The following is a 24,435-nucleotide window of genomic DNA, read 5'->3' as shown; positions in this document are numbered from 1 at the left end:
TCATGCTTGCGCCCCGTCCGGTTTTCCGGACGGGGCGTTTTTACGTTTCGGCCTTGAGTGCTGGGTCTGATCCGGATCAAGGAAAACCCGATGCGACGTGCTAGGAACGAGTCGCAATAAGGATCCGCCCCATGATGCTGCAAATCCCGCAGGTGCTGACCAAGGCCCAGGTGGCCGAGTGCCGGGCGATCCTGGACGCCGGCCCCTGGGTCGATGGCAACCTGACCTCGGGCTTCCAGGCGGCGCGAGCCAAGACCAACGAGCAACTGCCCCAGGACAGCGAGGCCGCCCGCTCGGTCGGCGAGGCGATCCTCCAGGCGCTGGAGGCCAACCCGCTGTTCGTCTCGGCCGCCCTGCCGCAGGTCATCCTGCCGCCGATGTTCAACCGCTACGGCGAGGGCATGGGCTTCAAGGACCATGTCGACAACGCCATCCGTCGTGACCCGGTCAGCGGCAAGCGCCTGCGCACCGACCTGTCGGCGACGCTGTTCCTGGAAGATCCGGAGAACTACGACGGCGGTGAGCTGGTCGTGAACGACCTCTATGGCGACCACGTCGTCAAGCTCGAGGCGGGGGACATGATCCTCTATCCCAGCTCCAGCCTGCACCACGTCACCCCGGTGACCCGGGGCCGCCGCACGGCCAGCTTCTTCTGGATCCAGAGCCTGATCCGCGACGACGCCCGGCGGACGATGCTGCTGGAGATGGACGTCGCCATCCAGCGCCTGGCCCGCAAGGTCGAGGTCGACGACGAGGGGATCCTGTCGCTGACCGGCGTCTATCACAACCTGCTCAGGCAATGGGCCGAGGTCTAGAAACAAGCCGAATATCGCGTTCACGGAACATCGATACGGTTTGCGAACCATAAGTTTACGCTTGAGCTCCACGATCCGCCCCGAATTTGGCGGAGACCGGATGTCCCAGGCGTCGACCCACGATGCGATCTCGCGCGCTTCGCCCTTCGGCGAGGCGGAGGCCGCGCGCTGGTTCTTCGACAACGCCAGCGACCTCTTCACCGTGGTTTCGCCCGAGGGGCGCTTCGTCACGGTCAACGCCGCCTGGACAGCCCTGACCGGCTGGTCGATCGACGAGCTGGTGGGCCAGCCGACCCTCAAGTTCGTCCATCCCGACAGCCACGCCGAGCTCGCCGAGTTCGGCCGCCAGATCCGCGAGGCCGGCTCGGCGATCACCGAGGTCAAGGTCCGCTGCAAGAGCGGCCGCTGCGTCTGGTTGCAAGGTCGCGCCCGCCTGGGGCCGAACGGCGAACGCGTCGGCGTGATGCACGACATCTCCAGCGAGGTGGCCGGCCGCGCCGAACTGGAAGCCGCCCGCCGTACTCGCGAGCTGCTGGCCGAGGCCGCCGGTGTCGGGATCTGGGGCTACGAGCCCGACGGTGAGCGGATCGAGTGGTCGCCCGACGCCCTGGCGCTGCTGGGCCTGAAGCCAGCTGACGTCTCGACCGCCGACCTCTTCCTGGCGCGACTACCGGACGATCAGCGCCAGGTGGTGCACCAGGCCTTCATCCGCGCCACTCGAACTGGCGAGGGCGGCACCGTGGAATTCCGCCTGCGCGGCGACGACGGCCGGTGGCAGACCTTCCGCAGCACCTATCGCGCCGAGCCTCGGCCGGGGCCGCTGTTCGCCCTGAAGGGCATCTCGCAGAACATCACCGACGTGGCCCGCAGCCGCGACAAGGCGATCTGGAGCGAGCGCCGCGCCCGCCGGCTGGTCGAGGACGCGCCGTTCGCCGTGGCGGTCTACGACCTGGACATGCGGCTGCGCCTGGTCAGCCCGCGCTTCCTGGAGATCTTCCGGTCGACCGAGGACCAGGTGATGGGCAAGAGCCTGGAGGAGCTGACCCATGGCGGCCGCAGCCGCTTCGTCGCCGGCGTCACCCGGGCGCTGACCGGCGAGGTCGTCACCCGCCGCGAGGATCGCCTGTCGGACGCCGAGGGCAACGAGCGCTCGTTCCGCTGGGAAGCCCGACCCTGGTTCGACGTCGCCGGCGAGATCGTCGGCGTCATCACCTATATGGACGACGTCACCGCCCTGACGACGGCGCGGCGCGAGGCGCGGATCAACGCCCGCCGGCTGCGCGTCGCCCTGGGCGCGGCCCGGGCCGGCGTCTACGAGATCGACTACGAGGGCGGGAGCTTCTGGGGTTCGCCGGAGTTCAACCGGATCATGGGCTGCCGCGTCGCCTACGAGGACATCCGGCGCCAGATCCTGCCGGGGCTGCATCCCGACGACCGTGTCGCGCTGCTCGAGGCCGCCTCCCACTGGCGCGACAACGGCCACGAGGGCGCCAACGAATTCGACGTGCGGCTGGTCGATCCCGAGGGTGAGGCCCGCTGGATCCGGATCTTCCACGAGACCCGTCGCAACGCCGACGGCTCGCCGCGCAAGGCGTTCGGCCTGGTCCTGGACATCGACGAGAGGAAGCGGGCCGAGCTGGCCCTGGTCGCCGCCGAGCGCGCGGCCCAGGCGGCCAACGAGGCCAAGGCGCAGTTCCTGGCCAATATGAGCCACGAGATCCGCACGCCGATGAATGGGGTGCTGGGCGTCATGCACGTCCTCAAGCGCGAGCTGCCCGCCGGCGACAGCGCCGAGCTACTGGGCGAGGCCCTGGCGGCCGGCCAGATGCTGTCGACCCTGCTGGACGACGTGATCGACATCTCGCGGATCGAGGCCGGGCGCCTGGACCTGAACCGAGAGGCCGTCGATCCGCGCGAGCTGGTCCGGGGCGTCGCCCGGCTGCTGGCCGGCCAGGCCTCGCACAAGGGACTGCGGCTGGAGCTGGACATCGCCGACGACCTGGGCTGGGTCGACACCGACCCGACCCGCGTGCGCCAGGCCCTGTTCAACCTGATCGGCAACGCCGTGAAGTTCACGCTGAAGGGCTCGGTCACGGTCCGCGCCCGTCGGCAGGTCGAGGCCGGCGAACCTCGCCTGGTCTTCGACGTGATCGACACCGGGGTCGGGGTTCCGCTCGACGCCCAGGCGCGTCTGTTTGAACGCTTCCAGCAGGCCGACGCCAGCACTACCCGCCGCTTCGGCGGTTCGGGCCTGGGCCTCGCGATCACCCGCAAGCTGGCCCAGATGCTGGGCGGCGAGGTCTCGTTCGCCTCGACGCCGGGCGAGGGCTCGACCTTCACCCTGACCATCGCCGCGCCGCCGGCCATCGCGCCGCTCGCCGTCCAGGCCGAGGCCGAGGACCTGCTGGCCGGGCTCAAGGTGCTGGTCGTCGAGGACAATCCGACCAACCAGCTGGTGGCCCGCCGGATCCTGGAACAGCTGGGCGCCAAGGTCAGCGTCGCCGACGACGGCGCGGCCGGCGTCGAGGCGGCCCGCGGCGGCGGCTTCGACCTGATCCTGATGGACGTGCAGATGCCCGGCATGGACGGGCTGGAAGCCGCCCGCCGCATCCGGGCGCTGCCGGGCGCGGCTTCGCGGGCGCCGATCATCGCCCTGACCGCCAATGTCATGGCCCATCAGCGCGCCTCGTACCGCGCCGCCGGCATGGACGGAGTGGCCGCCAAGCCGATCTCGCCCACCGCCTTGGTCGCCGAGATCGTGCGCCTGTCGCAGGCCGGACCGGACACGCGCGGCGCCGTCGCCTAACCCCGTTCCCTCAAGCCCTTCCCCCCGGGGCCTGAACCACGCTAAGCAGGGCCAAAGACGGGGGAACCAGATGGCCGACGGAAGTCAGGAACGCGCTTCGATGCGCACGGTAGTGGCGGCCTCGTCGGCCGGCACGGCCTTCGAATGGTATGACTTCTTCATCTTCGGCAGCCTGACCCAGGTCATCTCCAAGACCTTCTTCGCGGGCCTGAACGACACCGCCGGCTATATCGCCGCCCTGGCCCTGTTCGGGGTTGGCTTCGCGTTCCGGCCGATCGGCGCCCTGGTGTTCGGCAAGATCGGCGACCAGGCCGGCCGCAAGGGCGCGTTCCTGGCCACGGTGCTGCTGATGGGCGGCGCGACCTTCGCCATCGCCTTCCTGCCGACCTACCAGCAGGCGGGGATCATCTCGCCGATCCTGCTGATCCTGATGCGCTGCGTGCAGGGCTTCGCCCTGGGCGGCGAGTACGGCGGGGCGGCGATCTACGTCGCCGAGCACTCGCCGGCCAACAAGCGCGGCTGGTCGACCTCGTGGGTTCAGACCTCGGCCGCCTTCGGCCTGTTTGGCGCCCTGCTGGTGATCATGGGCACGCGCGCCGCCGTCGGCACGGAAGCCTTCGACGCCTGGGGCTGGCGGATCCCGTTCGCCGTCTCGATCGGCCTGCTGGGCGTCTCGGTCTGGATGCGCATGAAGCTGACCGAAAGCCCGGCCTTCGCCGCCATGAAGGAAGAGGGCCAGGCCTCCAAGGCGCCCTATGCCGAGGCGTTCGGCCAGTGGAGCAACATGAAGCTCGTCATCCTGGCCTTCCTGTCGATGATGTGCGCGCAAGGGGCCGTCTGGTACACCAGCTTCTTCTACGTCCAGACCTTCATGGAGAAGTTCCTGAAGGTCGATCCGGCGACCATCAACGGCATCATGATGACCGCCACGGCGATCAGCGCCGTGTTCTACGTCGTCTTCGGCTGGCTATCGGACAAGGTCGGCCGCAAGCCGGTGATGCTGGCCGGCATGACCCTGGCCCTGCTGTTCTACTTCCCTGGCTTCCACCTGCTGGAAAAGGCCGCCAACCCGGCGCTCGCCGAAGCTTCGGCCAAGTCGCCGGTCGTCGTCGTGGCCGATCCCAAGGACTGCTCGCTGCAGTTCGACCCCGTCGGCAAGACCGCTTTCGTCACCTCGTGCGACATCGTCAAGAGCACCCTGGCCAATGCCGGCGTTTCCTACGCCAACGAGGCGGCTCCGGCCGGCTCGGTGGCCAAGGTCAAGGTCGGCGGCGTCGAGGTGATCTCCAAGAGCGCCAAGGGCCTGCCCAAGGCTGAGGTCAAGACGGTGAAGACCGGCGTCGAGACCCAGATCAAGGCGGCGCTCGTGAACGCCGGCTATCCGGCCAAGGCCGACCCGGCCCGCATGAACAAGCCGATGATGCTGGGCGTGCTGTTCGTGTTCGTGATCGCCGCCACGGCCCTGTTCGGACCGCTGGCCGCCTGCCTGGTCGAGCTGTTCCCGACGCGGGTGCGCTACACGGCCCTGTCGCTGCCCTATCACATCGGCACGGGCTGGGTGGGCGGCTTCGTGCCGTTCTTTGCCTTCGCCATCGTGACGGCGGTGGGCAACATCTATGCGGGCCTGTGGTACCCGATCGCCTTCACCCTGATCAGCGTGCTGACCACGCTGTTTCTGCTGCCCGAGACCAAGGAGCGGCCGCTGAACTAGCGGCCCTCCAGTCCCCTCAAGCGGTCGGGATCGGCACGACCTCGACCGCGACGGCGGCCTGGGCCAGGGCGTGAACCAGGGCCGGGTCGATCGCGTGGGTGACCAGGCGGACGATCTGGCGGCCCTCGCCGGCCAGATGGACCAGCCGTTCGGCGGTGGCCTCGGCCGCGTCCAGTCGGTCGACGTCGCGACGGGCCAGCTTCACGACCTCCGGATCGGCGTCGGCCTCCAGCACCAGGACGTCGGCGGCTCCTAGCGCGCGCACAGCGCGAAGAGTCAGCAGGTCGACGGGACCCTTGCCGGCGATGAAGCGGACCAGGCCCTTGCGGGAGACGCCCTTCGCCAGCGCTTCGCGCAGCAGCTCGCCGGCGCGGTCCATATCGCCCGCCCGGGCCGCGTCGGCGGCCTCGCCGTGGACGGCCTCGCGCAGGAAGGCCCGGCGCTCGTGCAGGACCGGCAGCGCCTCGCGCACCTCGGCCTGGAACTTCGACAGCAGGGCGGCCACCCGGCCGGTGCCCTCGGGCACGTGAACCTCGATATCGTTGCGCAGCATGGTCGCCAGCACCGGAGACGAGCCGCCGGTGCCGATCGCCGCCACCACCTCGCCGCGGTCGATCACGGCGGGGGTGTTGAAGTCGCACTGGGCGGGACGGTCGACGACATTGACCAGCACATGCGCCGCCCGCGCCGCGCTGGCGGCGGCCTGGACGAAGACCTCATCGGGACTGGCGACGAAGGCCAGGACCGCGCCGCTGTAGGAGCCGGCCAGATAGGCCTCGGGCCCTTCCAGGCGGACCAGGGTGGCAGGCGAGCCGTCGAACAGTCGCGCCTTGGCCTCGGCGGCCTCGCCGGTGCCGGCGACGACGACCTTGCGACCGGTCAGGGGGAAGTAGGCGGGGAAGGAGTCCAACGCGTCGTCCTCGAACTTATTGCGACCGACAGGCGTCATACGGGCCGCCCGGGAAGCCCTTGAGCATGGCGTCCGGGCCCTTGCTCCAGATCTCGGCGTCGCCGGCCGTGTAGCGCGCCCCCGAGGCCGAGCGGGCCAGCTTCAGGGTTTTGGTGACGCCGCTGGCGGTGACCACGACCTTCTTGCCCTGCAGGGCATAGGCGGCGGTGAATCGCTTGCCGATCTTGCAGCTGTAGCGGATCGGCGCGTCGGTCGAATCCATCGGGGCGACGGTCGTACAGCCGGCCAGCGTCACGGCCAGTATGGCGAAGGAAACGAGGACGCGGCGCAAGACGAAGGTCTCCCTGAAATGTCGGGTTCAGACCATAGCGGTTTTCGGCGCCGGTGCGCGCCTGCCTTCGCCTAACAGGAAGCGTTTTGGGGACACGGCGCGTTTCCATCCGAGGACGACGCTCAAAATCCCCTGGCCAAGCCCTGAGTGAACAGTGTTAGGTTTGGTCAACCGGCGGGACGCGTCGCGTCCCCTTTCGTTGGGAGGCGAAGACGCATGGCCGTGACCCTCGATATCAATGGCAAGGCGACTTCGGTCCAGGCCGCGCCTGACACCCCCTTGCTGTGGGTCCTGCGCGACGAGCTGGGCATGACCGGCACCAAGTTCGGCTGCGGCATGGCCCAGTGCGGCGCCTGCACCGTGCACCTGGACGGCCAGCCGATCCGCTCGTGCGTGACGCCGATCGTCGCCGTCGGAACCGCCAAGATCACCACGATCGAGGGCCTGGGCGGGCAGCATCCGGTGCAGCAGGCCTGGGTGCGCCATGACGTGCCCCAGTGCGGCTACTGCCAGTCGGGTCAGATCATGTCGGCCTGCGCCCTGCTCGCCCAAAAGCCGAAGCCCTCGGACGAGGATATCGACAACGCCATGTCGGGGAACATCTGCCGCTGCGGCGCCTATCAGCGCATTCGCGCGGCGATCAAGGACGCCGCCGACACCGGCCCGCCGATGGGCGAGCCGCACGCCGATATCGATGAAGCCATCGTCGCCGGTTCGGGCGCGACCCATCGCGGAGCCGGCCGATGAACGCTCCCGTCGATCCCAAGGGCCTGAAAACGGCCCAACCCAGCCGCCGCGACGTGATCGTGGCCTCGGCCCTGGTCGGCGGTTCGCTGCTGGTCGGCTGCTCGCCGGCCGACCTGATGAGCGCCGGCTCCAAGGTCGAGGTCGGCGCCTTCGGGCCCTTCATCAAGATCGCGCCCGACGGCGTGGTCACGGTGATCTCCAAGCACCTGGAAATGGGGCAGGGCAACCATGCCGGCCTCTCGGCTATCGTCGCCGAGGAGCTGGACGCCGACTGGACCAAGGTGAAGGTCGAACAGGCGCCGGCCAACGCTAAGCTCTACGCCAATGGCGCCATGGGCGTGCAGCTGACCGGCGGTTCGTCGGCGATCTCCAACTCGTGGGAGCAGCTGCGCAAGGCCGGCGCCGGGGCGCGGGCCATGTTCGTGCAGGCCGCCGCCAACAAGTGGAACGTGGCGGTCGGCGAGATCACGGTGAAGGACAGCGTCCTGACCCATACCTCGGGCAAGACCGCGACCTTCGGCGAGCTGCTGGGCGATGCGGCCAAGGTGCCGCCGCCGGCCGACGCCAAGCCCAAGGACCCCAAGACCTTCACCCTGATCGGCACCGATCGGGTGCGCCGCAAGGACGCCCAGGCCAAGAGCGACGGCACGGCCCGCTACACCCAGGACGTCCGCCTGCCCGACATGCTGACGGCCGTGGTCGCCCACGCGCCGCTGTTCGGATCCAAGGTGAAGAGCTTCGACGCGACCGAGGCCAAGAAGGTCGCCGGCGTAGTCGACGTCTTCGAGATCCCGACCGGCGTCGCCGTGGTCGCCCAGAGCACCTATGCCGCCCGCATGGGCCGCGAGGCGCTGAAGATCGAGTGGAACGACGAGAAGGCCGAGAAGCGTGGGTCGGCGGCCATCGCCCAACTCTTCAAGGATGTCGTGGCCGGCAAGAACACCGAGACCAAGTGGGAGGCCTTCGACTCGCACGGCGATGCGACGGCGCTGGCTTCGGCCAAGGGCGAGCGGGTGTTCGAGACGACCTACGAGTTCCCCTACCTGGCCCACGCGACCATGGAGCCGATGAACTGCGTCGCCGCGGTCGACGGCAACAAGGTCAAGCTGACCTTCGGTTCCCAGGGCCAGACCCTGGACCAGATGAACGCCGCCAAGATCGTCGGCTGCCTGCCGGGCTCGGTCGAGATCGAGACCGTGTTCGCGGGCGGCTCGTTCGGTCGTCGCGCGACCTTCCAGTCGGACTACACGGCCGAGTGCGTCCATATCGCCAAGAAGGTCGGCAAGGGCCGGCCGGTGAAGCTGGTCTGGACCCGCGAGGACGACATGCAGGCCGGTTACTTCCGGCCGCTCGTGATCCACGCCGTGAAGGTCCAGCTGGACAAGGACGGCTATCCGGCCGCTTGGCGTCACCGGATCGTCAGCCAGTCGATCATGAAGGGTTCGCCCATGGGCGGCAAAGGCCCCGACCAGACCGCGATCGAAGGCACGGCCGGCTCGCCCTATCTGAAGGCCACGCCCGTGGTCGACGCCCAGGTGGCGTTCCCGGATGTCGGGGTGCCGGTCCTCTGGTGGCGCTCGGTGGGCGCGACCCACACCGCTTTCGTCATGGAGCACACCATCGACCAGCTGGCCGCCAAGGCCGGCAAGGACCCGATCGAATATCGCCGCGCGCTCTACAAGAAGGCCGGCGCGGATCGCCATCTGGGCGCGCTGAACCTGGCGGTGGAGAAAGCCGGGCCGACGGCGACGGCCGGCTGGACGCGCGGCGTGGCGGTGCATGAGAGCTTCGGCTCGGTCGTGGCCCAGGTCGCCGAGGTCAAGCTGGAGAACGGCGCGCCGCGCGTGGGCCGCGTGGTCACGGCCGTCGATTGCGGCGTCGCCGTCTCGCCCGACCAGATCGCAGCCCAGATGGAAGGCGGAACCTGCTACGGCCTCTCGGCGGCGCTGTTCGGTGAAGTAACCCTGACCGACGGCAAGGTCGACCAGAGCAACTTCGACACCTATCGGGTGCTGCGGATCAACGAGGCGCCGAGCGTGGAGACCAGCATCGTCCCGTCCGGCAATCCGCCCAGCGGGGTCGGCGAGCCCGGTACGCCGGTGATCGGTCCAGCGGTGGCCAACGCGCTGTTCGCCCTGAACAAGACGCCCACCAACCGCCTGCCGTTCGTGCGTTCGACCACCTGACGCGAGACCGTTCAACCTTCGCAAGCTAGACGGGAAGGTTTTCGGCGATCATCCTACAATTATGGTCGATCGCGTCAGTACGGCTTTCGAAAAGCTTACCCCCCGGGAGCGGGAAATCCTCCGGCTCATCGCCGCGCATCTCCAATCCAAGGAGATTGCGCGAGCGCTTGGCCTATCGCCCAAGACCGTCGAGATGCACGTGCTCAGCGCCCGTCGACGTCTGTCGGGCCTGAGCCGTCGCGACGCGGCGCTGGCCTTCGTGGCCTGGGAGGGCGAGGACCCCGGTAACGACTACCGTAAGCGACCAGACGATCTGGCAGCGCTTGCCGAGCCGTCGCTTCCTGATCGCGAGATCGGAAGCGACCATGAACCAGCAACCTTTCACCCATCTGACGAACAACGCCTCGACCAGCCCCACCTTCTTCATGGCCAGTTGGGGTTCGTTGGAGGAATGCCTGACCTTGCTGGCGGGGACCCCGGAGCGCGGGGCCCTGGTCCCGGACGCGGTGTCGGCCTTGCGCAAGGCCCAGGCCAGCGGGGAGGCGCCGTCCAAGACGCTGTTGCGGGTTCTGGCCGCCACGGCGTTTCTCACGGACGACCGGCCGCTGGGCGGGATTGGCGCCATGACCTGACCGCCCTTCAATGGTTGGGTCTGGTGCTGGGAGCCACGGCCTTCACGGCCGTATGTCTCGCCGGGATTGCGATCGGCATGGACGCCTTCATCCTGGCGCTCCAGCGGATCGGCCACTACTAGGCCCGCCGCCTTCCAGCCTACCTCACAGTTCAGCGTCAACCGAACGCGCGGCCGTGGCCGCGTGAAGGACCCCCTGCATGCCCGTGTCGCGTCAAAGAAGTCGGAGCGCCGCCCCAGCCGTCGGCAACGCTGGACTGCTGGCCTTCGCGCCGCGTCCGTCCTATTGGCTTGGAAAGTCGCCACGCGTGTCGGACCCAGCGTTTGTACATAGCCCTGTACACCTTCATCTACTACGTGGGCGCGGTGATCGCCTGCGGGCTGGGCCTGTGGAAGGGCGACCAGGCGCTTCGGGCCATGTCGGCGACCACGATCGTCTCGTGGAGCATCACGCCGCTGCTCAGCCACTGGGACCAGGGCGTCCTCAACGTGCCCCAGACGATCGTCGATGTGGTCACGACCGTGGCCTACATCTGGCTTTCGCTACGCTATCGGCAGCTCTGGACGGTGCTGCTGTGCGCCGTGGCGGTGCTGGTGGTGCTTTGTCCGTTCGTCGACCTGGTCGATGCGCGGGTCCATCGCAACAGCTGGATCGCCGCCAACAACATCCTCGCCGTGAGCCACATCGTGATCCTGCTCGCGGCGCTTTGGCTGGTCGTCCGCGCCCGGAGACGGGCCGATGAGGGAACTGTTCAACCCTGATTTCGACGCCGTCGCGGACGAAGAGGATATCGCCGCGTTCCGCCGCAGCTTCGCGATGATCGGCAAGGACCACAAGCGCATCCTGGCCGCCCTGATCCCCAGACTGGTGGCGCTGCAGGACCGAGGGGACTCGGAGACCGCCTTGAAGCTGATCGCCGAGGTCAAGCGCATCGTGGTCGGGGGTGAGACGGCGCCGCACTGATCGAACGGGCGAAGGGCGCTGAGGGACCTCCGGGGGGAATGGTCCTGTCTAAAGGCGGCCTTCGACGGCGCGGGCGAGGTCCTCGGGTCGATCCACATCGAGGTGGATCCCCGGGTCCTCGACGGGAATCCGCGCCAACCGGGCGCCCGCGTTCTCCAGGAGGGCGCGGGCGCCTTCGTCTCCGCTGAGCGCCTTCAGGGCCGGGAACCAGGTCGCGCCGAACAGAACCGGATGACCGCGCCGGCTCAGATAGGTTGGGGCGATCAGGTCGCCGGCGCCTCGAAAGGCGTTGGCCAACTTGGTCGGGGTCGCGGGATCGATGACCGGCATGTCGCCGAGCAGCACGAAGGCGCCATCGGCGTCGTCCGGCAGGGCCGCGACCGCCGTGCGCAGCGACGCGCCGATGCCCTCCCCGGGATTCTCGACGGGAACCAGGACAAGCCGCTTGTCGGCGGCCAGCCGGTCGGCGGTGGCCTGGATGGCCTTGCGCAGCGCCGGATCGGGGCCGATGGCGACAAAAACGCGCCTGACCGGCGACAGAAAGGCGGTCAGAAGCGCCCCCGCGATCAGCGGCGCGCCGTTGAAGGGCGCGAGCAGCTTGGCGCCGCCGAAGCGAGCGCCGGCGCCCGCGGCCAGCACAATGGCTTCCAGCGGCGTCGTATCCCTTTCCGTCATGGGTTCCCGCGCCTATTCTAAGAGACGGATATGACGCCCTATGACGATAGCCCCGCGCAAGCGGTTCATGTTGCTCCGCGCCAGCCGAAGCCTGTCTTGATCGACGGCTTCGGGCGCGCCGTCACCTATCTGCGCGTTTCCGTCACCGATCGCTGCGACCTGCGCTGCCTCTACTGCATGTCCGAGCACATGACCTTCTTGCCGAAGGCCGAGGTTCTGACGCTGGAGGAGCTGGATCGCCTGGCCTCGGCCTTTGTGGGACTGGGCGTGCGCAAGCTGCGCCTGACCGGCGGCGAACCACTGGTGCGCAAGGGCTTCATGGAGTTGGTCGCCGGCCTCTCGCGCCACCTGCGCTCGGGCGCGTTGGACGAGCTGACCCTGACCACCAATGGCACGCAGCTGGAACGCTACGCGGCCGACCTGGCCCGGCATGGCGTGCGGCGGATCAACGTCTCGCTGGATACCCTCAAGCCCGACCTCTTCCGCAGCCTGACGCGCGGCGGCGACCTGGCGCGGGTGGTCGCCGGGATCGACGCGGCCCTGGCGGCCGGGATCGCGGTCAAGATCAACGCCGTGGCGCTGAAGAACGACAACGCCGCCGAACTGCCCGAACTGATCCAGTGGGCCCACGCGCGCGGCTGCGACATCACCCTGATCGAGACCATGCCCCTGGGCGAGGTCGACCAGGACCGCACCGACCAGTATCTGTCCTTGAAGGACGTCCGCCGCGACCTGTCCTCGTTCTGGACGCTGGAAGACATCCACCACGCCACCGGCGGCCCGGCGCGCTACACGCGGGTGGCCGAGACCGGCGGGCGGCTGGGCTTCATCACGCCGCTCAGCAACCACTTTTGCGACACCTGCAACCGAGTGCGCCTGACCTGCACCGGCACCCTCCACACCTGCCTGGGCCGCGACGACGCCAGCGACCTGCGGGCGGTGATCCGGAGCGGGGCGAGCGACGGGGAGCTGACCGAGGCGATCTTCGCGGCCATCGGCGCCAAGCCCAAGGGCCACGACTTCCAGATCGCCGCCGCCCGTCCGGCCGTTTCCCGGCACATGTCGACGACCGGCGGCTGAGGTGGCGCGCGTGCTTCTCTTCGGACGCTTGGCCGATCAGGCCGGCTGGCGCGACCGCATGGTCGAGGCGGCGGACCTCACTATCCTCCGTGCAGCCCTGACGGCCCATGACGCCGAACTCGGCGAGGCGCTGACCGCCCCTGGCGTCCAGGTCGCGGTCGATAAGGTTATCATGCGCGGCGAAGCGGCGCTGACCGCCGCGACCGAGGTCGCCTTCCTGCCGCCGATGAGCGGCGGATGATCGTCACGCTCACGGACCAGCCGTTCGAGCCGGGCGCGCTCGTCACGGCCTTCTGCGCGGGGCGCGAGGAGACCGGCGCGGTCGCGACCTTCGTGGGCCTGGCCCGCGCCGAGAAAGGCCAGGCGGCGGCGCTGGAGCTGGAGGCCTATCCGGGCTTCACCGACGCGGCCATCGGCGAGATCGCTCGAACCGCCATCGAGCGTTTCGCGCTGCACGACGTCCATATCGTCCACCGTACGGGCCGCATCGCGCCGGGCGAGGCCATCGTCTTCGTCGCCACCGCGGCCGGCCATCGCCGCGAGGCCTTCGAAGCCTGCGACTTCCTGATGGACTATCTGAAGAGCCGCGCGCCCTTCTGGAAGAAGGAGCACGGTCCCGACGGCGCCCGCTGGATCGAGCCGACGGACCGCGATAGGACCGACGCGCAGCGCTGGGATTGAGGAGGAACGGATGTCGGAAGGCCTGAAGCCGGGCGGCGGGATCAAGCCGGAACTGCCGTTCAAGCCGGTGCGGATCGCCGTCCTGACCGTCTCGGACACCCGTGACGAGAGCACCGACACCTCCGGCCAGCTGTTGATCGACCGCGTCCGCGACGCCGGCCACGACTTCGCCGGCCGGGCCGTCATCCGCGACGACATCGAGCTGATCCGCGCCCAGGTCCGCGACTGGATCGACAGCAAGGCCGTCGACGCCGTCGTCACCACCGGCGGCACCGGCCTGACCGGCCGCGACGTGACGGTCCAGGCGCTGGAGCCCCTGTTCGACAAGAAGATCGACGGCTTCTCGGTGATATTCCACCTGGTGTCCTACGCCACGGTGGGTCTCTCGACCCTGCAGTCGCGGGCGACGGCAGGCATCATCGACGGCGTCTTCGTGTTCTGCCTGCCGGGCAGCAACGGCGCGGTGAAGGACGGCTGGGACAAGATCATCGCCGCCCAGCTCGACAGCCGCCACAAGCCCTGCAACATGGTCGAGCTGATGCCGAGGCTGCTGGAACAGTGAGCAAGCTCACCCACATCGACGACCAGGGCCGCGCCCGCATGGTCGACGTTTCCGACAAGCCGGCGACGACCCGCGAGGCGGTGGCCAGCGGCTTCGTTCGGATGAGCGCCGAGACCCTGGCGCTGGCCGTGTCGGGCTCGGGGCGCAAGGGCGACGTCCGCGCGGTGGCCGAGCTGGCCGGCGTGATGGCCGCCAAGAAGACCTCGGACCTTATTCCCCTGTGCCATCCGCTGGCGCTGTCGAAGGTGGTCGTCGAGGTGGAGCCGGCCGAGGGCGGGCTGTCGGTGACGGCGCGGGTCAGGACCACCGGCCCGACGGGCGTGGAGATGGAGGCCCTGACGGCGGCCTCGGTGGCGTGCCTGACGATCTACGACATGCTCAAGGCCGCCGAGAAGGGCATGGTCATCGAGACCGTGCGCCTTCTGGAGAAGACGGGCGGGAAGTCTGGGGATTGGGCGGCCGGCTAGGCGTGCAGCCGAAACCTCGCCCTTCGACAAGCTCAGGGTGAGGTTTCTGCTCGGACGCCTGCAATAGCCCTCATCCTGAGCTTGTCGAAGGACGAGGGCGGCCCTGGGGCTTACGCCGCCCGGCGCTGACCACCCTCGCGAGCGATCCGCAGTTCGCCCATGCGCTGGGCCAGACGCGTGGCCTCTTGAGCCAGGGCGTGGCTGGCGGCGGTGGTCTCTTCGACCATCGCGGCGTTGCGCTGGGTGACCTGGTCCATCTGGTTCATGGTCGTGTTGACCTCGGCCAGGCCGCGAGCCTGTTCCTGGGTCGAGGCGGCCATCTCTCCGACCAGGCCGTCGATCTGATCGACCTCCTCGGCGATGGCGCGCAGGGCTTCGCCGGCCTTGCCGACAAACTCCACGCCCTGGCCGACCTCGGCCGTGCTGGCGCTGATCAGGGTCTTGATTTCCTTGGCGGCGTCGGCCGAGCGCTGGGCCAGGGCCCGCACTTCCTGGGCGACGACGGCGAAGCCACGGCCCGCTTCACCGGCGCGGGCGGCTTCGACACCGGCGTTCAGGGCCAGCAGGTTGGTCTGGAAGGCGATCTCGTCGATGACGCCGATGATCTGGCCGATCTGGGCGGACGACTTCTCGATGGCGCCCATGGCCTCGACGGCCTGGCTGACGATCGAGCCGGAGGCGTCGGCGGCCCCGCGAGCGCGCTGCACCACCTTGCGCGCGCGGCTGGCGCCCTCGGCGGTCTGGCGCACGGTGCTGGTGATCTCGTCCAGGGCGGCGACGGCCTCCTCGAGGCTGGCGGCCTGGTTCTCGGTCCGGCTCGACAGGTCGTCGGCGGCGTGGGTGATCTCGGCGGTGCCGCCGTGGATGGCTTTCACGGCCTCCAGCGAGGCGGCGATGACGCCCGACAGCTTCTCGACGGCGACGTTGAAGTCGACGCGCAGCTTCTCGTAGCCGGCGGGGAACGGGCGCTCCAGGCGGTGCGACAGGTCGCCTTCCGACATATGCTTCAGGGCCAGGGCCAGGCTCTCGACGACGGCCTTCTGGGTGGCCTCGGCCTCGTCGCGGCGCTTTTCGGCCTCGGCGCGTTCGATCTCCAGGGTGTCGCGGACGTCAGCAGCCTCCAACTCCTTGCGGCGGGCCTCGACGGTGTCGTGGAAGGTCTGCAGGGCGTCGGTCATCTGGCCGATCTCGTCCTGGCTGCGCTTCTTCGGCAGCTTGACCGAGAGGTCGCCGGCCGACAGGCGGCGCAGGGCGCCGGTGATCTCGACCAGCGGCGCGACCAGGCCCTTCTGGGCGGCGAACATCAGCAGGCCGGCGAAGGCGGCGGCCACCAGTAGCAGGGCGCCCATGATGACCTGGCCCATGAAGCCCAGGGACTTGGCGGCGTTGGCGTCGCGGGTGGCGGCACCCTCGATCTTGACCGAGGCGCCTTCCATCTTGTCCTCGAGAGCCGAGAACTGCTTGGCGAAGTCGGGCAGCTTGGAGCGGGCGCCAGCCGTATCGGTGTCGGCGATCGCGCCGATCTCGCTGGCGGCGGCGATATAGGTCGCCAGTGGGGCCTGGACCTCGTCGAGCGCGCCTTTCACGGCGGGATCTTCCGCCAGCTTGCCGCTCTCCGCGAGGTCTTCCTTGAAGGCCTGGACGTGTTCGGCCAGGTCGGCGCGGACCGTCTTCAGGTCGACGCCCAGGCCGGGATCGGACGACATGATCGCGCCCATGACGTCGGCGCGCAGGGCGTCGTGCATCATGTCGGCGTGCATGTGCAGGCGAAGGATCTTGGCGGAGCTCTCGGCGCGGCTGAGCGCGTTGTCGAGGCTCATCGCCACCCACAGGCCCGTGCCGGCCGTGGCGGCGCACAGCAGCGCCGCCCCCGCGGCCGCTCCCATGACCTTCTGACCCAAGGACGCCATGTCGTCTTCCCCCAAGCGGTTCGCCGCAAATCGGGAGGATGATGCAGGCCAAGGCCTCTAACAGATCTTAACCGTAACCGTGTCGGGACGGCGACATAGTGTCGCGTTCGCCGAGCGCTGGTACTAGCGTGGAATCTCGGCGGTCTTGACCAGGGCGACCTGGCGATAGACGGCGGCGATCTCGAAGTAGCGGCCGAAGGCGGCGTGGAACTGGTCGACGGCCTGCTTCACGCCCGGCCCGCCGATCTCGCTGATGTCGTGCCAGTAGTCGTCCAGCACCATCATGCCGCCCACGCTGAGCAGGCTGGCGCAGAAGCAGAGGTCGATCAACACGGCCAGGGCCGTGTGGCTGCCGTCGACATAGATCAGGTCGAACTGCTCGCCGCGCTCCAGCATCTGGGGCAGGACGTAGGTCGAGAAGCCCTTGTGCGTCGACAGGCTCTTGAAGCCGCACTTGGCCATGTTGCGGCGGAAGCGCGGCTCGACGGCGTGGTACTTCTCTTCCGGGTTCAGGCTCTCGTCGAACCAGGGGTCGATGACCGTGACCGCCAGGCGGTTGGGCAGCAGCCAGTCCATGAAGGCCAGGTTGCGGCCCTCATAGGCGCCGATCTCCATGTAGCGGATCGCCTCGCCCTCGGGGCGCTTGGCGGCGAAGTCGCGCAGCAGCGGGGCCACGAACGGAATGTTGTTGCTGGCCCAGGTCGAGGTGAACTCGAAGCCGCCCTGTTCGGCGTGGGCGTTGAAGGCGTCGACGACCGCGTGATCGCGCTGGCCGCCCAGCATGGTCTTGGCCAGGTTCGGCGCCAGGCGCGGATTGACCTTGGTCAGGGAGCGCAGCTTGGCGAGGCCGCCGCGATGGGTGACGGTCTCGGCGTCGAAATTCATGTCGGCGGCCATGGCGTCCCGCTCCTCCAGTGGTTGCGAGGAGGCTAGGGCAAAGGTCTTAAGGAAGGGTCAGGCGTTCAGAGAACGACGATCTGGCCGTCGCGGACCTCGACGGGCCAGGGGAACAGCTTGTCGTTCGGACACGGCCCGGCCACGCACGCGCCGTCCTCGATCTTGAACAGGGCCGCGTGGCCGGCGCACAGGATCAGGTCGTTCTCGCGGGTCAGGTAACGGCCGGCGAAGCCTGCCAGGGGCCAGCCGGCGTGCGGGCAGCTGTCGACATAGCCGACCACCAGGTCGTCCTTGCGCACCACGAACCCGGCGAACATCGCGTCGCCCTCGCGGTAACGGAAACCCTTCGAGCCGGGCGAGGCGATCTCGTCCAGCGCGCAGAGCACCGTTCCCGAGGCGGGGCGGGCGGGGTTGTCCGGGTCCGTGCGCAAACTTAGCCGATCGAGCCGACGCCGACGCGCCAGCCGTCGATCGAGACGCTCTCGAAGATGCCAGCCAGGGTGTAGGGGTCGTTGTCGGCAAAGGCCTGCACGGCGGCGCGGTCTTCGGCCTCCACGATCAGCATCGAGCCGATGGGCGAACCGGCGTCGTCCAGCAGCGGCCCGGCGGCTTTCACCACACCCGCGCCATTCAGATAGTCCAGGTGGGTCGGGCGGGTGGCCATGCGCGTGTCCAGCGCGCCGGGCTTGTCCTTGCAGTAGACGACGAAGAGGGCCATGCGGCGGTCCTTACTTAAGCTTCGGATTTCAGGGGGCGTGACAGCAGCCCGGCGATGGCGGCGTCGACCTCGACCTCGCCGGCCAGGATGGCGGCGACGGCCTCGCAGATCGGAACCTCGACCCCGACCTTGCGGGCCAGGGCGCGGACGGCCGGGGCCGAGGCGACGCCCTCGGCGATCGAAACCTTGCCGGCCAGGGCCTGTTCCAGAGTCAGGCCTTGGCCGAGCGCCAGGCCGACGCTCATGTTGCGCGACTGCGGGCTGGAGCAGGTCAGCACCAGGTCGCCCAGGCCGCAGAGACCCGCGACGGTCTCGGGGCGGGCGCCCAGGGTGACGGCCAGGCGGGTCAGCTCGGCGAAGCCGCGCGTGATGACAGTGGCGTGGGCGTTGCGGCCCAGGCCCTTGCCCTCGACGATGCCGCAGGCGATGGCCAGGACGTTCTTCACCGCCCCGCCGGCCTCGGCCCCGATCAGGTCGTTGGCCGTGTAGGGCCGGAAGGTCGGGATGGCGATGGCCTCGGCGATGGCGCGGCCCAGGGCCTCGTCCTCGCAGGCCAGGGTGACAGCGGCGGGCAGGTTGCGGGCCACCTCGCCGGCGAAGCTGGGCCCCGACAGCACCGCGATCGGCGCGCCCGGCAGGGCCTCTGCCGCGACCTCGGTCATCAGCTTCAGCGAGCCCTGCTCGACGCCCTTGGAGCACAGCACGATCGGCGCGCCGGTCTTGTGGTGCGGCGCGAAGGCGGTCAGGGCCGCGCGCAGGTGCTGGGCGGGCGCGACGGCGAGGATGAGGTCGCACGTGGCGAGGCCAGCGAGGTCGGCGACGGCCTTGATCCCCGGCTCCAGCCTGATGCCCGGCAGGAACACCGCGTTCTCGTGGACGTCGTTGACGGCTGCGACCACCTCGGGCTCGCGAGCCTGCAGGGTAACCTGGAGACCCGCTCGGGCGGCGACCTGGGCCAGGGCCGTGCCCCAGGCGCCGGCGCCGATGACGCCCACATGTTGGAAGGTCATGCCTTGGCTCCCTTGCGGCCGTAGCTGTTGGCGGGGTTGGCCAGCGCTGCCGCTTCATCCAGCGGCCAGCGCGGACGGGCGACGGCGTCGAGGTCGTCGGAAATGCCCAGGGCCAGCCGCTCGGCTCCGGCCAGGGCGATCATGGCGGCGTTGTCGGTGCAGTAGACCAGCGGTGGGGCGGCGAACGAGAAACCGTTCTTCTCGCAGTCGGCCAGCAGGGCCGCGCGCACCGCGCCATTGGCGGCCACGCCGCCGGCGACGACGAAACGCAGCTCATCGGCGCCGTGGCTGTCCTTGTAGAGTTTCATCGCCCGATCGACCCGCTCGGACAGCTGGCGGGCGATGGCGCCCTGGACGGCGGCGGCCAGGTCGCGGCGCTCGTCGTCGGTCGTCAGGGTCTCGGCGATCCGCGCGGCGGCGGTCTTCAGGCCCGAGAACGAGAAGTCGCAGTCCTTGCGGCCCAGCAGGGCGCGGGGCAGGGCGTAGCGGGTCGCGTCGCCGCCGACCGCCAGTTTCTCCAGGGCCGGACCGCCCGGATAGGGCAGGCCCAGGGACTTCGCGATCTTGTCGAAAGCCTCACCGGCCGCGTCGTCGATCGTGGTGCCCAGGCGCTTGCACGCGCCGACGCCGGCCACTTCCAGCAGTTGGCAGTGACCGCCGGAGACCAGCAGCAGCAGGAACGGATAGGCGATGTCGGCGCCAAGGCGGGCCGAGACCGCGTGGCCTTCCAGGTGATTGACGGCGACCAGCGGCACGCCGCGCGCCAGGGACACGGCCTTGCCGAACGCCAGGCCGACCATCACCCCACCGACCAGGCCCGGACCCGCCGTGGCGGCGACGCCGTCCAGCTGGTCGAACGACAGGCCTGAGGCGCGCATGGCCTCGGCGGCGATGGCGTCGATGGATTCCACGTGGGCGCGGGCGGCGATCTCGGGCACCACGCCGCCGAACGGGGCGTGCTGCTCGAACTGGGTGCCGATGACCGAGGACAGCACCGTGACCGTCCCGTCCGCCTCGCGGCGCACGACCGAGGCCGCGGTCTCGTCGCAGCTGGTCTCGAGGCCGAGGATCGTCAGGCCAGAATCCGTAAGGAGGGTCATTCGGTTGCGGGCTTCCCGCCGCTCCTGTAGCAGCGAAGATGAAATTTCGTCTCCGCAGGTAACGTTCCGACCGTGTCCCGGCAACCTCCCATCCGCATCGGCGCGCGCGGCTCCAAGCTCTCCCTGGCGCAATCGGGCCTGATGCAGGCGCGGATCGCCCATGCGCTCGGCGTTCCGGTCGGCGCTTCCAAGGAAGAGATCGAGGCCGCCGCGCCCCTGATCCCGATCGTCACCACCGGCGACCGCATCCAGGATCGCCGCCTTATGGAGATCGGCGGCAAGGGCCTCTTCACCAAGGAGATCGAGGAAGCCCTGCTGGACGGCCGTATCGACTGCGCCGTCCACTCGCTGAAGGACATGCCGGCTGAGCTGCCGCCGGGCCTGATCCTGGCCGCGACGCCCGAGCGCGAAGATCCGCGCGACGCCTTCATCAGCCATGTCGCCGAGCGGCTCGAAGACCTGCCCAAGGGCGCGCGTCTGGGCACCGCCTCGCTGCGCCGTCAGGCCCAGGCCCTGCACGTGCGGCCCGATCTCGAGATCGTCATGCTGCGCGGCAATGTCGACACCCGCCTGGCCAAGCTGGAGCGCGGCGAGGCCGACGCCATCCTGCTGGCCCAGTCCGGCCTAAACCGCCTGGGCCTGGGTCACATCACCAAGAGCTGGCTCGACCCCGACGCCTGCCCGCCGGCTCCCGGCCAGGGAGCTCTGGTCATCGAAACTCGCGCCGAGGACGTCAATGCGCCGTGGCTGGACGCTGTCCGCTGTCGCGAGACCACCATCGCCGTCGCCGCCGAGCGCGGGGCGCTGTTCGCCCTGGAAGGCTCGTGCCGCACGGCCATCGGCGCCCGCGCGGTGCTGGACGGTTCGCGCCTGTCGATGATCGTCGAGGCCCTTACCCCGGACGGCGCCCAGCGCTTCCGTCGGCATGGCGAAGCCGCGCTCTCGGGCGCTGACGACATCGCCGAGGCCCGCGCCCTGGGCCTGAAGCTCGGCGCCGAGGTCCGCGCCGAGGGCGGCGACGCCATCCTGCTTCCGGAATAGGGCGATGAGCCAGGGCGCGCCGGTCTGGATCACCCGCGCTCGCCCCGGCGCCCTGGCCACGGCCGAACGCGTCACGGCCCTGGGCTTTACGGCGGTGGTCGATCCGCTGCTGGCGGTCGAGATCCTGGACGTCGAACTCGACCTCTCCCACGCCACCGCCCTGGCCTTCACCAGCGCCAACGGCGTCGAAGCCTTCGCGCGCCTGTCGAACGAGCGCGGCCTGCCGGTTTTCGCCGTGGGGCGGGCGACGGCCAAGGCGGCGCAGCTCGAAGGCTTCGCGTCCGTGTCCAGCGCCGATGGCGATGTCGAGGACCTGTGCGACCTGATCGCCGCCGGGGCTTCGGGTTCCGTGCTGTGGGCCGGCGCCAAGGAGCCGGCCGGAGACCTCGTCGGCATGCTGCGCGACTGCGGGGTGATGGCCAAGGGCGTGGCCGTCTATGAGACGAACGAGCGGACGCCCTTAGAGTCCACCTTGGCGCGGCTTGACGCTCCGCTCACGGCGCTTCTGCACTCGCCCCGCGCGGCGCGCGTTCTGGCGCAAACCCTCCGCGAAAAGTCCGCGCCGAACCTGCGCGTCATCTGTCTGTCGGAGGCTGTCGCCGCGCCCCTGCTGGGTTTGGTCGAGCCCGGCTCTGTGGCCTTCGCGCCGCGTCCGGACGAAACCGCGCTTCTCGAGTTGCTCACAGCTTAAGCGCGACGTTGCGCGGCGCAGCCGTGTGGGGCACGAATGGGCCATGAACGCCGCTCCCGATCCCGCTGAAATCGTCGCGCCCAGCGATCCGGCGCTCTATGCCCGCCGACGCGTGATGGGTCCTGGAGTCTGGATCTGGTTGATCCTCTGCGTGCTGTGTGTCGCCCTGGGGGCTGGCGTCGCCCACTACGGCCCGACTCTGTTCGGCGCCAAGGCGCCGGCCGCCGATAGCGCGGTCTCGGCCACGCCGAGCCGACACTCGGTCGCCGACCGCCTCGCCGGCGGCTCGGCCCTGCCGGTCGAAAGCGGAGAGACCGCCGTCGCCCCGCCCGCCGCCGATGTTGGCCAGCTGAACGATCGAATCGCCGCCCTGGAGGCTGGCCAGAAGGGCGTCACGGACGCCGCCGCCGCCGCCCTGGCCGTTTCGTCCCTGTCGGAAGCCACCGAGACCTCGCGCCCGTTCGCCGAGGAACTGGCCGCCGTCCAGCGCGTCCTGTCGCCGTCTCCGGACCTGCGGGCGCTGGAGCGCGTCGCGACCCAGGGCGCGCCGACCCGCGCGGCCCTGGCCGTCCAGTTCGGCAACCTGGCCGGCCGCGCCGCCAGCGCCTCGCGCAATCCCGGCCCGGACGCCGACCTCTTCTTGCGCATCCGCTACGCCCTCTCCAGCATCGTCTCGATCCGTCATGTTGGCTCGACCAAGGGCACGACGCCCGACGCCGTGCTGGCCCGCGCCCAGGCCCTGCTGGACGACGGCGACATCGAAGGCGCCGTGGCGGCCCTGGATCCGATCAACGACTCGGCCCGCGAAGTCCTGGCGCCGTGGATCAACGCCGCCGGCCGTCGCGTCGAGATCGACCGCCACGTCGCCGCCATCCGCGCCGACGCCCTGGCCGGCCTGTCGCGGGTCACGCGGGCCTCCGCTTCCCAGGGCGCCCAATGACGCGCGTCGCCATTGCCCTGTTCCTGGTCGCGGCCGTCGCCGTCAGCGTCCTGGCCCTGACCGGCGAGCCCGGCCGCGCGGCGCTGGAATGGATGGGCTGGCGCATCGAGATGACGGCCGCCGCCGCCGCCCTGCTGACCCTGTTCTCGGCCCTGCTGTTCACCCTGCTGTGGCGGGGAGTCATCTGGATCGTCGAGGCGCCGCGCCGCGCCGCTCGTGTCCGCGCCGAGTCCAAGCGCAAACAGGCCATCGAGGCCCTGTCGCGCGGCTTCCTGGCGGTCGCCGCCGGCGACGGCTCCGAAGCCCGCCGCCTGGCCCAGAAGTCCGCTGAACTGGCCGAGGACGCCCCGGCCCTGGTCCGCGTGCTGGCCGCCCAGGCGGCCGAAGCCGCCGGCGACCGGGGCGCGGCCAAGAGCGCCTACAACGCCATGCTCGGCTTTCCCGAGATGCGCCTGGCCGGCCTGCGCGGCCTGATGCTGGCGGCCCAGGCCGACGGCGACAAGCTGGCGGCCGTCCGTCACGCCGAGACCGCCTACGGCCTGGCCCGCACCGCCCGCTGGGCCTGGCGCGCGCTGCTGGAGGCCCGGCTGGAGGTCGGCGACTGGGCCGCGGCGCTGGAACTCGTCCAAGGCGCCCTGGAGCGCAAGATCGTCTCGCCGGTCGTGGCCGAGCGCAGCCGCGCCGCCCTGCTGGCCGCCTCGGCCGCCAGTCTGGAGGCCTCGCCCGAGTCGAAGGCCCGCGCCCAGGCGCTCGACTTCGCCACCCAGTCGGTGAAGCTGAAGCCCGACTTCGCGCCCGGCGTGGTCATGGCCGCCCGCCTGCTGGCCGACGACGGCAAGGCCGCCAAGGCCGGGACCCTGATCGAGGCCGCCTGGAAGGCCCAGCCGCATCCGGCCCTTTGGCTGGCCTATCGCGACCTGAAGACCAACGAACTCCCCAAGGCCCGCGCCCAGCGCCTGGCCGCCTTGGCCGCCATGAAGCCCGAGCACCGCGAGAGCCGCCTGCTGCGGGTCGAGAGCGCCCTGGTCGGCGGCGACCCTGTCGCGGCCCGCGCCGCCGCCCGTCTGCTGGACGAGGAAGCCCCCACCGCCCGCTTCGCCGGCCTGATGGCCCGCGTCGCCGCCGCCAATGGCGAACTCGACGAGGCCCGCGCCTGGATCGCCCGTGGGGTCGAAGCCCCGCAGGAGCCCGACTGGTCCGACCTCGACCCCGAAGGCCGCGCCTTCGCCTATCAGCGCGAGGACTGGGCCCGCCTGGTGGGCAGCTATGGCGAGACCGGCGAACTGATCCATCCGCGCCACGAACGCCGCGAGCGGACGATGAGCGACCTGCCGGAAATCCCGTCGGCCTATGCCGACTATGCGGATTCGACGCCGTTCATCCGCGCCGCCGAGACCGGCGGGGCCCTGATGCCGATCCCGGATGACCCCGGAATCTATGACGCGCCGCCGATTTCGGACCCTCCGGAAGGCGGTCCCGCGCCCCGTCGCAATTCAAATGCAAGACGGCGCTTGGCAAGTGGCTCGCGCCCCGCTAAATAGGCCCTCCTTCGCTTCGGGGTC

26 protein-coding genes and 2 pseudogenes are annotated in these 24,435 nt (G+C 69.9%); 19 read left to right on the top strand and 9 right to left on the bottom strand.

Annotated features, from left to right (window positions below; genetic code table 11):
- Positions 1-131: 131 nt before the first annotated feature.
- From AC07NN_RS17985 to AC07NN_RS17975, 3 genes are all read left to right on the top strand, one after another.
- Positions 132-815 (top strand): Fe2+-dependent dioxygenase, encoded by a 684-nt coding sequence (locus AC07NN_RS17985; RefSeq protein WP_494643913.1) that lies wholly within the window; start codon positions 132-134, stop codon positions 813-815.
- Positions 816-915: 100 nt separating this feature from the next.
- Positions 916-3,621, top strand: coding sequence for a PAS domain-containing hybrid sensor histidine kinase/response regulator (locus AC07NN_RS17980; protein WP_494643911.1), 2,706 nt, complete (start codon positions 916-918; stop codon positions 3,619-3,621).
- 70 nt (positions 3,622-3,691) lie between these two features.
- Positions 3,692-5,332 (top strand): MFS transporter, encoded by a 1,641-nt coding sequence (locus AC07NN_RS17975; protein WP_494643909.1) that lies wholly within the window; start codon positions 3,692-3,694, stop codon positions 5,330-5,332.
- Between the two features lie 16 nt (positions 5,333-5,348).
- Here AC07NN_RS17975 and AC07NN_RS17970 read toward each other — a convergent pair whose 3' ends face one another.
- The gene (locus AC07NN_RS17970) at positions 5,349-6,242 is read right to left on the bottom strand and encodes a precorrin-2 dehydrogenase/sirohydrochlorin ferrochelatase family protein (protein WP_494643907.1); all 894 of its coding nucleotides are present in this window, start codon (positions 6,240-6,242) and stop codon (positions 5,349-5,351) included.
- A 16-nt stretch (positions 6,243-6,258) separates the two neighbouring features.
- A complete protein-coding gene (locus AC07NN_RS17965; protein WP_494643904.1) occupies positions 6,259-6,573 on the bottom strand; it encodes an MliC family protein in 315 nt (104 codons plus the stop codon).
- Positions 6,574-6,789: 216 nt separating this feature from the next.
- On the opposite strand from AC07NN_RS17965, the gene AC07NN_RS17960 reads away from it, so the two are divergent.
- The 6 genes and pseudogenes from AC07NN_RS17960 to AC07NN_RS17935 all read left to right on the top strand — a co-directional run bounded on the left by AC07NN_RS17960 (position 6,790) and on the right by AC07NN_RS17935 (position 11,101).
- The gene (locus AC07NN_RS17960) at positions 6,790-7,320 is read left to right on the top strand and encodes a (2Fe-2S)-binding protein (protein WP_494643901.1); all 531 of its coding nucleotides are present in this window, start codon (positions 6,790-6,792) and stop codon (positions 7,318-7,320) included.
- The gene (locus tag AC07NN_RS17955) at positions 7,317-9,506 is read left to right on the top strand and encodes a xanthine dehydrogenase family protein molybdopterin-binding subunit (protein WP_494643899.1); all 2,190 of its coding nucleotides are present in this window, start codon (positions 7,317-7,319) and stop codon (positions 9,504-9,506) included. Before AC07NN_RS17960 ends, AC07NN_RS17955 begins: the two co-directional genes overlap by 4 nt.
- A gap of 61 nt (positions 9,507-9,567) precedes the next feature.
- Positions 9,568-9,747 (top strand): annotated as a pseudogene (locus AC07NN_RS17950) (LuxR C-terminal-related transcriptional regulator); the annotation flags it as partial.
- A 124-nt stretch (positions 9,748-9,871) separates the two neighbouring features.
- A complete protein-coding gene (locus AC07NN_RS17945; protein ID WP_494643897.1) occupies positions 9,872-10,138 on the top strand; it encodes a hypothetical protein in 267 nt (88 codons plus the stop codon).
- 323 nt (positions 10,139-10,461) lie between these two features.
- Positions 10,462-10,899, top strand: coding sequence for a hypothetical protein (locus tag AC07NN_RS17940; RefSeq protein WP_494643895.1), 438 nt, complete (start codon positions 10,462-10,464; stop codon positions 10,897-10,899).
- Positions 10,877-11,101 (top strand): hypothetical protein, encoded by a 225-nt coding sequence (locus AC07NN_RS17935; RefSeq protein WP_494643892.1) that lies wholly within the window; start codon positions 10,877-10,879, stop codon positions 11,099-11,101. The genes AC07NN_RS17940 and AC07NN_RS17935 overlap by 23 nt, the downstream gene beginning before the upstream one ends.
- A gap of 48 nt (positions 11,102-11,149) precedes the next feature.
- On the opposite strand, the gene AC07NN_RS17930 is transcribed toward AC07NN_RS17935, so the two are convergent.
- The gene (locus AC07NN_RS17930) at positions 11,150-11,776 is read right to left on the bottom strand and encodes a nucleotidyltransferase family protein (protein WP_494643890.1); all 627 of its coding nucleotides are present in this window, start codon (positions 11,774-11,776) and stop codon (positions 11,150-11,152) included.
- Between the two features lie 30 nt (positions 11,777-11,806).
- On the opposite strand from AC07NN_RS17930, the gene moaA reads away from it, so the two are divergent.
- The 6 genes and pseudogenes from moaA to AC07NN_RS17900 form a co-directional block, all read left to right on the top strand.
- Positions 11,807-12,856, top strand: a complete 1,050-nt coding sequence (moaA, locus tag AC07NN_RS17925; RefSeq protein ID WP_494643887.1) for a GTP 3',8-cyclase MoaA — start codon at positions 11,807-11,809, stop codon at positions 12,854-12,856.
- A 1-nt stretch (position 12,857) separates the two neighbouring features.
- Positions 12,858-13,097: a MoaD/ThiS family protein gene (locus AC07NN_RS17920; RefSeq protein ID WP_494643885.1), complete on the top strand. Its 240-nt coding sequence runs from the start codon at positions 12,858-12,860 to the stop codon at positions 13,095-13,097.
- Positions 13,094-13,537: a molybdenum cofactor biosynthesis protein MoaE gene (locus AC07NN_RS17915; RefSeq protein WP_494643883.1), complete on the top strand. Its 444-nt coding sequence runs from the start codon at positions 13,094-13,096 to the stop codon at positions 13,535-13,537. Before AC07NN_RS17920 ends, AC07NN_RS17915 begins: the two co-directional genes overlap by 4 nt.
- A 10-nt stretch (positions 13,538-13,547) precedes the next feature.
- Entirely contained in the window at positions 13,548-14,099 is a 552-nt protein-coding gene (gene moaB, locus AC07NN_RS17910) for a molybdenum cofactor biosynthesis protein B (RefSeq protein WP_494643881.1), read from the top strand.
- Entirely contained in the window at positions 14,096-14,566 is a 471-nt protein-coding gene (gene moaC / locus AC07NN_RS17905) for a cyclic pyranopterin monophosphate synthase MoaC (protein ID WP_494643879.1), read from the top strand. Before moaB ends, moaC begins: the two co-directional genes overlap by 4 nt.
- 16 nt (positions 14,567-14,582) lie before the next feature.
- Positions 14,583-14,695, top strand: a pseudogene (locus AC07NN_RS17900) (hypothetical protein); the annotation flags it as partial.
- On the opposite strand, the gene AC07NN_RS17895 reads toward AC07NN_RS17900, so the two are convergent.
- The 6 genes from AC07NN_RS17895 to tsaD all read right to left on the bottom strand — a co-directional run bounded on the left by AC07NN_RS17895 (position 14,677) and on the right by tsaD (position 20,201).
- Complete coding sequence (locus AC07NN_RS17895) at positions 14,677-16,476, bottom strand: methyl-accepting chemotaxis protein (RefSeq protein WP_494643877.1); 1,800 nt, start codon at positions 16,474-16,476, stop codon at positions 14,677-14,679. The pseudogene AC07NN_RS17900 and the gene AC07NN_RS17895 overlap by 19 nt on opposite strands.
- Before the next feature lie 123 nt (positions 16,477-16,599).
- Positions 16,600-17,373: a class I SAM-dependent methyltransferase gene (locus AC07NN_RS17890; protein ID WP_494643874.1), complete on the bottom strand. Its 774-nt coding sequence runs from the start codon at positions 17,371-17,373 to the stop codon at positions 16,600-16,602.
- A gap of 65 nt (positions 17,374-17,438) precedes the next feature.
- Entirely contained in the window at positions 17,439-17,804 is a 366-nt protein-coding gene (locus AC07NN_RS17885) for a Rieske (2Fe-2S) protein (RefSeq protein ID WP_494643870.1), read from the bottom strand.
- Between the two features lie 2 nt (positions 17,805-17,806).
- Positions 17,807-18,091 (bottom strand): YciI family protein, encoded by a 285-nt coding sequence (locus AC07NN_RS17880; RefSeq protein ID WP_494643868.1) that lies wholly within the window; start codon positions 18,089-18,091, stop codon positions 17,807-17,809.
- Positions 18,092-18,105: 14 nt separating this feature from the next.
- Positions 18,106-19,101, bottom strand: a complete 996-nt coding sequence (locus AC07NN_RS17875; protein WP_494643865.1) for an NAD(P)H-dependent glycerol-3-phosphate dehydrogenase — start codon at positions 19,099-19,101, stop codon at positions 18,106-18,108.
- Positions 19,098-20,201 (bottom strand): tRNA (adenosine(37)-N6)-threonylcarbamoyltransferase complex transferase subunit TsaD, encoded by a 1,104-nt coding sequence (tsaD, locus tag AC07NN_RS17870; protein ID WP_494643860.1) that lies wholly within the window; start codon positions 20,199-20,201, stop codon positions 19,098-19,100. The genes AC07NN_RS17875 and tsaD overlap by 4 nt, the downstream gene beginning before the upstream one ends.
- A 72-nt stretch (positions 20,202-20,273) precedes the next feature.
- On the opposite strand from tsaD, the gene hemC reads away from it, so the two are divergent.
- Genes hemC through AC07NN_RS17850 form a run of 4 tightly spaced genes read left to right on the top strand, consistent with a single transcriptional unit; the run spans position 20,274 to position 24,414 of the window.
- Positions 20,274-21,242 carry a hydroxymethylbilane synthase gene (gene hemC / locus AC07NN_RS17865; RefSeq protein ID WP_494643857.1) on the top strand — a complete coding sequence of 323 codons (969 nt, stop codon included), beginning with the start codon at positions 20,274-20,276 and terminating at the stop codon, positions 21,240-21,242.
- A gap of 4 nt (positions 21,243-21,246) precedes the next feature.
- A complete protein-coding gene (locus AC07NN_RS17860) occupies positions 21,247-21,933 on the top strand; it encodes a uroporphyrinogen-III synthase (protein ID WP_494643853.1) in 687 nt (228 codons plus the stop codon).
- Between the two features lie 43 nt (positions 21,934-21,976).
- Positions 21,977-22,873, top strand: a complete 897-nt coding sequence (locus AC07NN_RS17855) for a COG4223 family protein (RefSeq protein WP_494643850.1) — start codon at positions 21,977-21,979, stop codon at positions 22,871-22,873.
- Positions 22,870-24,414, top strand: coding sequence for a heme biosynthesis protein HemY (locus AC07NN_RS17850; RefSeq protein ID WP_494643845.1), 1,545 nt, complete (start codon positions 22,870-22,872; stop codon positions 24,412-24,414). The genes AC07NN_RS17855 and AC07NN_RS17850 overlap by 4 nt, the downstream gene beginning before the upstream one ends.
- The last annotated feature ends 21 nt before the right edge of the window (positions 24,415-24,435 follow it).

The organism is Caulobacter sp. GW821-FHT09H08 (assembly GCF_059415885.1).
The sequence above is the reverse complement of the archived record's forward strand: the minus strand, read 5'-3'. Positions and strand labels throughout refer to the sequence as shown.